11 protein-coding genes are annotated in these 11,900 nt (G+C 39.6%); 2 read left to right on the top strand and 9 right to left on the bottom strand.

Features of this window, described 5'->3' with window-relative positions; genetic code table 11:
• Window positions 1-10 precede the first annotated feature (10 nt).
• From FS458_RS02955 to FS458_RS02930, 6 genes are all read right to left on the bottom strand, one after another.
• On the bottom strand, window positions 11-508 hold the full coding sequence (locus FS458_RS02955) for a VanZ family protein (RefSeq protein ID WP_186320424.1): 498 nt from the start codon (window positions 506-508) through the stop codon (window positions 11-13).
• A 129-nt stretch (window positions 509-637) separates the two neighbouring features.
• Window positions 638-2,647: a penicillin-binding transpeptidase domain-containing protein gene (locus tag FS458_RS02950; protein WP_260858295.1), complete on the bottom strand. Its 2,010-nt coding sequence runs from the start codon at window positions 2,645-2,647 to the stop codon at window positions 638-640.
• A 137-nt stretch (window positions 2,648-2,784) separates the two neighbouring features.
• Window positions 2,785-4,098 carry a peptidoglycan-binding protein gene (locus FS458_RS02945; RefSeq protein WP_144697701.1) on the bottom strand — a complete coding sequence of 438 codons (1,314 nt, stop codon included), beginning with the start codon at window positions 4,096-4,098 and terminating at the stop codon, window positions 2,785-2,787.
• Window positions 4,099-4,202: 104 nt separating this feature from the next.
• Window positions 4,203-5,714: an argininosuccinate lyase gene (gene argH, locus FS458_RS02940; RefSeq protein WP_144697699.1), complete on the bottom strand. Its 1,512-nt coding sequence runs from the start codon at window positions 5,712-5,714 to the stop codon at window positions 4,203-4,205.
• A 127-nt stretch (window positions 5,715-5,841) separates the two neighbouring features.
• Window positions 5,842-6,879 carry an ABC transporter permease gene (locus FS458_RS02935; RefSeq protein ID WP_186320423.1) on the bottom strand — a complete coding sequence of 346 codons (1,038 nt, stop codon included), beginning with the start codon at window positions 6,877-6,879 and terminating at the stop codon, window positions 5,842-5,844.
• Window positions 6,876-7,814: an ABC transporter permease subunit gene (locus FS458_RS02930; protein WP_144697695.1), complete on the bottom strand. Its 939-nt coding sequence runs from the start codon at window positions 7,812-7,814 to the stop codon at window positions 6,876-6,878. The genes FS458_RS02935 and FS458_RS02930 overlap by 4 nt, the downstream gene beginning before the upstream one ends.
• 210 nt (window positions 7,815-8,024) lie before the next feature.
• Between FS458_RS02930 and FS458_RS02925 the strand changes: the two genes are divergently transcribed.
• Window positions 8,025-9,296, top strand: a complete 1,272-nt coding sequence (locus tag FS458_RS02925; RefSeq protein ID WP_144697693.1) for a helix-turn-helix transcriptional regulator — start codon at window positions 8,025-8,027, stop codon at window positions 9,294-9,296.
• 50 nt (window positions 9,297-9,346) lie between these two features.
• On the opposite strand, the gene FS458_RS02920 is transcribed toward FS458_RS02925, so the two are convergent.
• Window positions 9,347-9,871, bottom strand: a complete 525-nt coding sequence (locus FS458_RS02920; protein ID WP_144697691.1) for a type 1 glutamine amidotransferase domain-containing protein — start codon at window positions 9,869-9,871, stop codon at window positions 9,347-9,349.
• Window positions 9,872-10,002: 131 nt separating this feature from the next.
• Here FS458_RS02920 and FS458_RS02915 point away from each other — a divergent pair, with 131 nt between their 5' ends.
• Window positions 10,003-10,230 (top strand): group-specific protein, encoded by a 228-nt coding sequence (locus FS458_RS02915; protein ID WP_144697689.1) that lies wholly within the window; start codon window positions 10,003-10,005, stop codon window positions 10,228-10,230.
• A 52-nt stretch (window positions 10,231-10,282) separates the two neighbouring features.
• Here FS458_RS02915 and FS458_RS02910 read toward each other — a convergent pair whose 3' ends face one another.
• The gene (locus FS458_RS02910) at window positions 10,283-11,269 is read right to left on the bottom strand and encodes a DUF4179 domain-containing protein (protein WP_186320422.1); all 987 of its coding nucleotides are present in this window, start codon (window positions 11,267-11,269) and stop codon (window positions 10,283-10,285) included.
• Between the two features lie 11 nt (window positions 11,270-11,280).
• Complete coding sequence (locus FS458_RS02905; RefSeq protein ID WP_144697685.1) at window positions 11,281-11,820, bottom strand: sigma-70 family RNA polymerase sigma factor; 540 nt, start codon at window positions 11,818-11,820, stop codon at window positions 11,281-11,283.
• Between the last annotated feature and the right edge of the window lie 80 nt (window positions 11,821-11,900).

The following is an 11,900-nucleotide window of genomic DNA, read 5'->3' as shown; positions in this document are numbered from 1 at the left end:
TATTGTAGCATTAAACTAAATTCTTTTTTGTACGAATTTTCCTGTATATGAATAGAGCTATCATGATTCCAATAAGACCACCTATCGTATCAATCATTACGTCCTCCATATGAGGGGAACGATTCGGTGTATAGCCTTGATGTACTTCGTCAGAGATGGCATACAGAATGGTTAAAATCCATGAAGTCATAAATGTTAAACGATTGTTTAACAAATACCTGTCAAGTGCTCGGTAAATCAAGAAGCCTAAAACAAAATAAGTGAAAAAATGTGCAGCTTTACGAATAAAGAACTCTAGAAAATGTGCCGCTCCTAAAGCTTCAATACTAATTTCGTCACCTGCGTAATGAAATGAGATCGACGAAAAAAGATTCTCTACCGTATTTAAATTAAGATTACTGGACAGTGTAGGCCGAAGATCTTGTTTCTCGTAAGGTTGAGAACTGGCATAAAATATGATACCCATCCACAAGAAAACCGGGAGCCAATATAATAAAAATCGTTTCATGAAATATGTACCACCTGCTAAAAAAGTGACATGCTTGAACTTACTATAACACATGAAGAAGAACTCAAAAAAGATGAAATGAATGCCTTTAAAGTAACCAAAAAACCTCCACTAAGGAGGTCTTTTGGTTTATTTCACATGATCTTCGAAAACCTTCTTCACCTTAGGCACCAAATAATGACTGCCGCCTCTTCCCTTCACATCTTCAATCATCATCGTAACTATAAGGGAAGGATTCTCGGTATTGTAAGCTACAAACCAGCCTAACTCCATACCGTTTTTGTCTTCTTTACTGGCTTTGAGTTCTGCCGTTCCGGTTTTCCCTGCAAGCGGCAGCTTCGCCATATAAGCGTCATGCGCTGTTCCAGCTGGGTTTGAGACCACTTTCGACATATCATCCCGAAGGATCGCTGCTGTTTCTTCAGAAATTACATTTTCCTTCAAAACAGTTGGTTGACCTGCCGCTTCATCTTGAAGAATCTGCGGTTTCAAAAGATTTCCGTTATTCAAAAATGGCGTATACGAGATTCCGAGATGAAGCGGACTCATTTCAACCTTACCTTGCCCATATCCGCTATCTGCGAGCTGTACCTCGGTCATTCCCTCTTCGCCTATTGTAGAAGGATTCGCGAGTGGCAGATCTTCGCCAAACCCAAACTTCTTCAAGCCGTTGACGAATGGTTCTTGCCCCATCTTGAGTGCAGCTTGAGCAAAGTAAATGTTGTCTGAGTAGATGAGTGCTTTTTCAAGGTTCACATTTGGCACGGCACTTACACGAGTTACCGTATAACCGCCCCATGATTCATCTTTTTGCCACGACTTGCCGCTCACGTTCATCACATCGCTCGGATTAAGTGTTTCGTTCTCCATTCCGATTGCGGCCGTTATTGGTTTCAATACAGAACCAGGTGCATATGTGTATGCGAAACGGTTTAGTGAAGGATTTTTCGGGTTATCCCGCCATTTTTTACTTACTGCTTCGGTCATTCCGAGCGTGTACTCATTCGGATTGTAAGATGGACTATTAACAAGTGCGAGCACTTCTCCCGTTGTTGGGTGGATGGCAGATGATGTTCCCACATCCCCTTGGAGTTGAGCATAGATAGATTTCTGCACGCCGCTATCAATCGTCGTTTTCACGTCTTTACCGTTTACGACCTCATTCTCTGCGACAACCGCTTTTTCTTCTTTTTCACTCGTAAGTACTTTTATGACTCCGCCCGCTTGACCGCGAAGCTGTTCTTCGTACAATCTCTCGAGTCCTGCTTTACCGACAAAATCTTGCGCGGTATATCCTTTTCCTTCTAACTTTTTCAGGTCATCAGCGTTCACTTGTGCGATGTAACCTGTTAAGTGAGCTCCCGCTTCTCCTAGCGGATACAGTCTCGTTTCGACTTTCGGTGACTGAACGCCTTCTAGCGCGACGGCTTTTTGAATATCTGGGTTATCGGTTTGCATCTTCTTAATTGGAACGCTATATTCAGGCTTGACCCAAGGCTGATCAAGTTTTTTCTGAACTTCCTCTGGTGTCATGCCTAGAATTTTTGCGAGTGGAACGATCGTTTTGCTTTGATCTTTCGGCAGTTCTTGAGGAACAATCGATACCTCATAAGCTGTTCCGTTAAAAGCTAGCGGATTTCCTTCACGGTCTAGAATTGCTCCACGTTTTGGTGCGATGGATGAAGCTGAGATTCTATCTCCTTCCTTCATCTGTGGGAAGATGTGTGACGGATTCCACTGAACTCTCCAACTCTCTGTATCTTCTTTTTCCTCCAGATTCAGTTTTATGTTATGCGTGTAGTCCACTGGACCCGCAAGTGTGTTCATTTTTACAGAATACGATGTTTCAGCTTTTTCTTCTTGTTTCTCGTTTTGTTTCACTTTCCCTGAAGCATTCACCTTAAGATCTGCAGCTTCAATTCCACCATAAATCGTAGTATAACGATCTACGAATTCTTTTTTCGAGATGGCTTTTTTAGACTTTGAATCTAGCATGTCATACATACTCTCAAAATCTTGTTTTTGCCACGCGGCCATATACTTCTCCACCGTTGACTCTGGCTTTGGCGGTTCAGAACAAGCCGTCAAAAAGACAAAACAAAGTGCTGCTAATACGAGGATTCTACAAAAATTCTTCAAAACAGAACTCCTTTCCCTACCATTAAACAGTTGTTTAATCATTATAGCAAAATATCTGGCAATAAATGTGTGATAACTCCATGATAAAAAAATCACCCTGCGCGCATAGATAAGGATACGCACAAGGTGATAGATTGTTAGTAGTTGATACGCTTAGCACCGAGATATCGGTCTTGCCAATACTTATAAGTAAGATTGCTGATCGTCACGCCTGTGCTCGATCCGCTATGAACGAACTGATCGTTTCCTAGATAGATGCCAAGGTGTGATGGACCAGTGGCATACGTTTCAAAGAATACAAGATCGCCAACTGCTGGCTTAGATACAGCCGTTGTGGCGTTCCACATCTGAGCAACCGTCCTTGGAAGTGCAACGTCTTCTTTTGCAAACACATATTGAATAAAACCACTGCAGTCAAAGCCGCTCGGAGTCGTTCCTGCCCAAACGTACGGCGTTCCCATAAGTTCTGCCGCGTTCGCGATCACGTTGATTGTAATTTCGTTCGGTGTTTTGACAGGCTCTGGCTTTTTGTTCTCTACTTCAGTCATCTTATCCAAAACGGTTTTGGTTACGACTCCTGTCACAGGTAGGCCGTGTGCCTTTTGAAACGCTTCAACACTATCTTCTGTTACCGTCCCAAAATAGTCCGTGATCATAGGGTATGTAAAGAAGCCTAGATTTTTCAGGCGTGTTTGTAACTGTTTGACTTCCTGCCCTGTTGTGCCAAACTTCAAGTCCTTAGAAGTGCTTGGCTGGGGCTTTGGAGCTGGTGGTGTCGCCGGTTTTGATGGAGCCGGCGTTGGCTTTGGTGAAGGTGGAGCCGCTGGTGCCTTTTTAGCCGCCACAGCTTTCAGAATCAGTTCTTGCGTTTTCGCATCAGCTACACCTGTAGCTTTTAATTTTTGACTGATCTGAAATTTGCGAACCGCTTCTGTTGTGATCGTTCCATAATAATCGGTCGTTTTATAATATGTAAAATAACCAAGGAACTTAAGGTCTTGCTGAAGCTTCATGACAGCTTGTCCTGTGGACTTCAGCTTCATTTCTTTGGAAGAAGTGTTAGCCGCTGGGTTTGATGCAGCTGGCTTTGACGGAACTGGCTTAGCTGTTATTGGATTTGGTGCTGGTTTCGGGGCCGTTTCTTGAAACGACTTCTGCAACAGCTTGCTATACGTATTCTTCCCCACGATCCCATCTACCACGAGTCCGTTCGCTCTCTGAAAATCCATAACTGCCTTTTTTGTAACCGGTCCAAAATACGTTGTCGTTTGTGAATCTTTGAAGTATCCTTTTTGCTTTAAAATGGATTGCAGCTGCTGAACATCCGCATGCGTTGTCCCCTGTTTAAGAGTGTTATCACCTAAGGCAGCTTCACCAACGAGAGGCACAGCAAAAAATGCACCAGCAAACGCAGAAGTCATCACTAACCGTTTTACAACCGTTTTCTCCATGTTCTCCTCCTTCAAAAATACCGTTTATTACATATATCGGAAATTATGGATATTTATTTAACTGTCTTTTCGACAGGAAACGAAAAAAAGCCTGCTGGCTTTTTTTAATTTCCTTCTATTAGACTACAAATTGCACATCGCAGCTTATTTTCTGCTATTGTTTGGGTCGATCTCCTTTCTTCCTGACACTTTACTAGATCATTTATCACAGTGTGTCGTTCTTCTGCCATCCTCCTCACCTCATCCGAATTCGGTCCACCCTGAATACTACGCCTTATCACAAATTGGATGGGGCAGATGATTTCTTCCCACTCTTTTTGGGTGAGAGTCAGGTTTTGGTGATGAGTCATCAAAATTTGTTGAACCGTTTGAAGGGGCAGTTCATATAGTTCTAACTTTTCCGATGAGCACTTTTTTGCAAGGGTGCTCGCTATTTTGTGAGCAGCGCGAAACGGTACACTCTTTTCTTTCGCTAAAAAATCCGCAAGCTCTGTAATCGTGATACAAGATGTTTTTGCACGAGCGAGGGCTCGATCTTTGTTCACTTCCATCGTTCGGATGACCGCATGCATGAGGTGCATTACCCGGTTTGCTTTTTCATAACTTCTATATAGATGCGGCTGAAGGTCGTCTTCTGTATCGACGATATCGCCAAAAGGTGTGTTGTGAATCATCGTGATAGCGGCAAGCGCTTCTCCAATGGAGGAACTGGCCAGTGCCCGCGAATGCTCAATAGAAACCGGATTTCGTTTTTGCGGCATGATCGAGCTGATCTGCACGTATGGATCTGCCACTTTTATGATGTCATGTTCACGGGTAACGAGTTGAAGAAAATCTTGAATCCAACGACCGCTATTCGTCATCAACGTTAAAACGGCAGTCGCTGTTTCTATCAAATAATCCGCACCTGCTACAGCATCATAGGAGTTTTCAATAAGACGCGAGAAACCGAGCAGTTCACCTACTCGATAGCGATCGACTGGAAAACTCGTTGTAGAGAGTGCTGCCGCTCCCATTGGTGAAGAGTTCACAGTTTCGTAAGCCGATTGAAGACGTTTGATATCTCGTAGAAGGATGTCTAGCACAGCGGTTAAGTAGTGGCCGAGTGTTGTCGGCTGTGCGGGTTGGGTGTGAGTATAGGCGGTCATGACAGTTTCGGCGTGTTCGTCGATCTTTTCTAGAAGGGCTCTTGCGAGTAATAGTGCGCTTTCTGTGAGTGTTAGAATGTGTTCTCTTAACACGAGTCGGTACATGGCGATTCCCATGTCGTTCCGGCTACGGGCTATATGCATACTGCCCGCAAGATCTGATCCGATTTCTTCACTAATTTTGTGCTCGATCATGAAGAATAGATCTTCGAATTGTGGATCATAGGTTAGTGTTTGTGGATCGATCTTCGCTATAGCTTCTACACCTCTGAGTATTTTCGTGGCATCACTTTTATCTAAGATTCGTTGTTCAGATAGCATCACAACATGTGCTCGGTGAATGTTAAACATATGTTTAAAAAGATAGTCTCTTTGGTCGTTGAATACGGGGCGCAGTAAGTGTTCCACGTATGTTTTGCCGGGGAACTCCGTGCCTTCTTGTTTGATAAAATCGTCTTTGGATGGCATTTATCCCACCCCTCCAGATTTATGGCATTTCATACAGTGTATTTTTAGAGAACGATATTGGTGAAGATGTGCAGATATACAAAAAGCGCCTTCAGTATTATGATATACCTCAAGGCGCTTCAATCTGTTACCCGCTTTTTTCTGTTAACTTCACTTTATCAAAACTAATTACGTGTTCATTTGGTGCCTTCATTACAGACGGTGAGCTTTTACTCTTTTTATTAGAAGGGACATTATATTCTCTCTGGTTCCACCTTATTAATCCTGAAGCCATAAAATTCACAGCTAAAATCGTTAAAGTAAAGGCTAATATAGGACCAAAAAGCATCCAAGGATATGACATAAAACTGTTCCAGCTCTTTCCGATCAATCCACCCCATTCAGATGATAGAGAGAAAGACTCCATAAGTAAATTACCCTCTAAATCCATTTCCATGATAACTTGTTTTCCACCACCAATAAAAATATCCAGCAGTGCTAGATGGGCAAACAAGGTTAACACTTGTCCCACTTGCTGAACAAACAATATGATAATTTTAGGTATCAAAAAGGGTGTTACGTGTTTTAGAAAAATGTGCATTGAACTTCCACCGATCAGTCTGCAGCTTGAAATAAACTCCTTACTAAATACATGCTCAATTTCTCTCATGATTAAAACAGATAGAATCGGTATTGCCAATGCTACAATGACTCCTATTGTGAGTAATAATTTCACTTTTTCATCATAAGACCATGAGAATGCAATTATTGCCGGCGAGAGTAATAAGTAGGCAAATATGGCAGTAGGTGCATAATGATACGCATCACATAGAACCTCTATTTTGTCTTTTAATAGCTTTGGTAACGTATAGAAGATATACCCTAGGATAAATGAGAGGACGATTCGTATTAAACTTAATAGAATAGCTAAACCGACTGTATACTTCGCTCCTTCAATTAAGTTTGTTAGAACACTTTTCCCTTCTTTATCAGAGCCTAAAAGGAAATCTTCTGAAGGAGGAAACGGTGCTCGAGCCACTACCTCTTGATTCTCATTATAAAGAACAGCTTGAGGTTTATCATTTGGGTCTTTTATTCCATAGGTGTAAACAAAACTCATGACGAATAGCGTTGATAAAAATAAAAAGCCAAAAACAAATGACTTCTCCTTCAATAGTCTGTTCATAGACTTATATCTCCTTTTATCTTTTTGGAAATAACGGCAGAAGCCAAATGAAACAAACAATAATACGGGATAAAAATTAATAATATGCATATCGTCACAAGGTCAGGGTTCATACTTCCGTAAGTTTTGATATGTGTCATGATTCCATGAATATTAAATATAATTTCTAGCACAAAAAGGTTTGATAGTGAAAACCAGAAGATCGTTTTAAAGTGAAAGAGAAGAGTGAATATGGCATTACGTAGTATATGCACAAAAATAATGTAATACATAGATAAGCCTTTTCCTTTAGCCATCTCCACATAGGATTGCTTTTCCTCTTCTTCTAATGAGATCAATAAATACTTTGTAATATATATAGAAGGAAGAATACTCAAACAAAGTACTGGCAGAAAAAATGCGGGTTTACCAAAAACGTTCACGATCTGAAACAACAAAATATCTGTTTTTTTATAAATCCAGATAATCAAAAACTGTAAGAGGAAAATAATAAAAATATCTGGAAGTGATTCAACCACAAATAACACTTTCTTAACTTTATCTCTTTGATGTGTTGGTAATAGCATGATAAGGAAACTAGTAATTACAGCCAGAATCAATCCTATACAAAGGGCTGCTATTAAATATTTTACCGACATCAAATATAGCTGATTCAGTTCAGGGAAAACGGGGTGATACTCTTTGAATTTATAATATTGAAAGTCTTGAATAGAGAAAATGTTTCCGAACATCTCTTTAACATGATTAAAGTAACTCCCTACATTAAATTGAACAGAATCATAGAGAAAAAGGGTGTTCTCTATCTCGTTATTCTCAATCATCTTAAGTACTTTAAGCTGCCTATCAATGTCATAGATTAGAAACGGTAAAGAACCTACCATAAGAATACTGATACACAGCAACAGAAAATTCACACTAAGCTTTACGACTTTCATGTTCCTCCCCCACCTTTTCTTGGCCTACTTAACGTTCTAGTTATTATCCGCCTTTCAAATACAGGTTTGTTATTCCAACTAACAATTACAGTTACCTACAATCACTTTCTATTTTATTGCATTATTTTACAATTCTCAAACTTTTTTTGGAATATTATAACTTTTAAATTATACTTAGTTACGTAGATTGTTTATCAATGGAGGCAAAACATGAATATCAGCACACAAATCGGACTTAAGATTAAAGAAATGAGAACTCTTCAAAAAATCACACAAGAAGAGCTTTCTAAAGGAATCGTTAATCGAAGTTTTATCAGTCAGCTTGAAAAAGGTATGGTTAGTCCTTCAATTGAGACATTAGAAAAATTAGCTCATCGATTAGACTGTTCTATTTCTTATCTCATCGGCCAAAGTGAACGAAACAGTGCTCTTGAGCAATTGAATATTAGTAGCTTATTAGATAACATCGAATCTTATTTAAATGAAAGTCTAATAGATAAGGGTAAGAGAGCATTTGAGAGTCTTTCTGTAGAATGGATTGAAAGAATGAACACCTATGAGAAAGGCAAATATCTCTGGGTAAAGGCTCGATTAAAATGGTTTGAAGGTGACTATCATGAGGCTGAGATAATTACTCGAAAAGCGATTGATCTCCTAGAGGATCAATATACGAACCAGTTGGGGAAACTGTACAATTTTTTGGGGATAATTTCGTTTCGGTTAAAAAAAGTAGAGGAATCGTTTAAATCCTTTACTTCTGCTTTAACCTATACTCATCAATTCCCTTCAGATTACAACCTAAAGGTAGAAACCAATTTAAATATGGGTGTTTATCATACTCACTTAAAAGAGTACCAGTCGGCTGCCTTTTATTTAAAGAAAGCATTAGAAACTGCAGAAAGTCATTCCTCTCTTTATAAATTAGGAGAGATTCAAATGACTTTAGGTATAACATATAAAAATCTTAGAAGTTTTGACCTTGCGATTGAGTCCTACATACACGCAGAAGAGATATTTAGCATTAATCATGAAAATGAACAGTTGGCTGCTGTCTACTTTAATCTTGGTCTTCTTTATAGAGAAAAGGAGAGTATTGCAAAAGCGACTGATTATTTTATAAATGCTAAGCAAATTTATCTTTCTCTATTGAATAGCGAACTAGGAACTAAATGTGATGTTCAAATCATAAAAAATTTCCTATTAGAAGATAACTATTCAAAAGCATACGAGTTGTGGCAGAACATCGAAACGGAAATCAACAATGAATATGATCGCTTTTTGTTAAAAGGAATTTTCCATTTACAATCCTACAGAAAACACAAAAATCAAAGTGACTTGATACAAAGTGTTGCCTTTTTTAAAAAGGCGTTAAACTCAACAGATGATCTCGATCGCAAGCTTGATCTACAAAAACACGTTAATAAACACTTTATTAAAGAAGAATTGTTTGAAGAAGCGAAAGAGATACTATCCAGTCTATAAAAAACGGCCAAGAATGAAAGGAGTATCTTCCTTATTCTTGGCCTTTGATTTTAGTTTTGAGATAAAACCGCAACAAATTCACGCATATAATCCGGCAGATCCGGTGGACGGCGGCTAGATACGAGGTGACCGTCAACTACGACAGGTTCATCGATCCATGTTGCGCCTGCGTTTTCCATGTCATCCTTGATACCTGGTGTACTTGTCACTTTTTTACCGTCTAAAACTTTTGCTGAAACAAGAACCCAGCCGGCATGACAGATCTGGCCGATCGGCTTTTTGTTATTTTCCATATGCTGAACCATCTCGATCACCTCTGGAAAACGGCGCAACTTGTCCGGTGCCCAACCACCCGGTACTAAGATTGCATCGTAATCTCCAGCATTCACATCACCAAACGCATAATCAGCATCAGCCGGAACACCGTATTTTCCGATGTACGTCTCTCCTGCTTTCTCTCCTACAAGTTCCACGATCGCCCCTTCTTCACGCAATCGCAAGATCGGATACCACAATTCCAAATCCTCAAAATCATGATGCACAAGACTAAGCACTTTTTTACCTTTTAAACGCATGTTTAACACCTCCACTATTTTTATATCCCTAATAGCGTAACATGAATCCTAGGTGAGACACTATTCTTCCACTTCAACAGAGATGTATGTTACGATTTTTTTAATATAAAATAGAGGGAGACTGATTATAGATGGGCAAATGCACGATCGACCACACGTTAGAAGATGTGAAGCAGAAGCTTGCTGAACAATCCGCTTTTATGCCACGTGAGTTGGTGATGGAGGTTGGCGACTCTTTATCTGATGATAGTGATCAGACCTACTTAAATGAAGTGTTTCATCTTTTGAAAAAGTACGACCTTGCGGATGAAAGCGAAAGAGAGAAACGAAACGGCAAATTGAGTGAATTAGTGAAATAAGAGTAAATGGCAGCAAAAAACACTTGGGATCGTCTCCAAGTGTTTTTATCATTTAATTAATAGGAATCGATCGTTCTGGTAATTTGCCCGGCTTATCTGCACTCGGATTTGCTGAATGCTCAAATGGGACTACATAATATTTTTCCGAATCCATATCGATCGCACTAAATCGGTTATAAGATTCTTCCGGTGTAACAGAAACCGTGTCAGGCAAGATTTCCTTTCCAGATTCACTTACAATTTTAAACGCGATGTGATTCTCTTCACCTGGCCAGTCATAATAGAGAATGGTGGAAATAGGTGTAACGATCATTTTTTCTAGTTTTATAGAGCGTCCGTTCTCAAGTTTTATCTTTTGATCAACCGTGATCGTTTTGCTATTCGCTGCTAACTTTTCGGTGGGAACTTTAATATCAAACACCCACGGCTGATTCATTTTCATCTCTAAATCTAAGCGATCGTACTCGATATGAAATCGGACCTTCTCCCCGATTGGGATCTCTTTTAACTGAACTTCGTTGTAAACCGTAAACATGGAATTGTTCAATTCTATCGATTGCCCGCCTGTACTGGACGTTAAGTCTTTACCGTTCATCTTCACTTTAGGCATAGGGTGCATCTTATGATGAAAGTCGATCCCGTCTGCTGGTTCATAGGTCGAACTTATGAGTAATCGTCCGCCATCGATCATCACTTCGTTCAACGTCAATTTCCCCTTCTCGTTTTCAGCCGTTTGACCTATCGCTGTTTTATAGGAAGAAAAATCGAGATTCTCGTTTTGATTCAAATATTTTTCAATTGTTTCACCTACAAATGGCATATTAGCTATAGATACGATGCCTGTACTTATTGATAATCCCGTCGCTATGAGCATGGCCGCTGCTACACCCATATACTTCTTTACCTGCGACGGCTTTTGTTTTTTTACTTTCTTTAGTACTCGCTTTTCCCATTGCTTTTTTTCAAAATGAGAAAGGTCTTGCTCTTCATATTGTTTCAAATCTATATCCATTTCGTTTAATTCGCGATAGATCGTCATATCTTCACTCCTCATGCTTCATTATTTTGAAACAAAAATCCTTTTAGTTTTTTACGCCCTCGGGATAACTTATTGTACACCCAGGATTCTCTCTCGTTATATTCATGAGCGATCTCACTTGACGTGTTTCCTTCTAAATAGTACTTTTCAAAAATCCGGCGTTCACCGGGAGGTAACTGTTGAAGCAACTCATCAACGAGAATTTCTTCTCGTGACTTTTGTGACAATAAGTTGGATTCAGTAAAATCTGGAACTGAAAATTGTTGTTTTTGTAGAGAAATCTGTCTTCTCCCATAATCGATTGCTTTATATTTTGCTACAGCTGCGATCCATTGTTTGAACGTATTTTTCGTAGGATCAAATTGATGAATATTGTTCCAAACGGAAAGTAAAACATCGTCAAGGCACTCTTCATAATCTTGTTGCTGGTAACTCACATGACGCTTGATGATTGCTGTGAGAAGACCACCGTATTGCTGAATCATGAAAGAGATCGCATTTTCATTTTTATCTATTAATTGTTGTACAACATTTTCTTCTGTAACTTTCAATCGTACACCCCTCCTACTGATTATTGGTACCTACTATGTATTACGAAATGAATGGGAATAATCTATCACTTATCAAAAAA

The sequence above is a fragment of the Fictibacillus phosphorivorans genome (genome assembly GCF_007673525.1).
GTDB lineage: Bacteria > Bacillota > Bacilli > Bacillales > Fictibacillaceae > Fictibacillus > Fictibacillus phosphorivorans_C.
The sequence above is the reverse complement of the archived record's forward strand: the minus strand, read 5'-3'. Positions and strand labels throughout refer to the sequence as shown.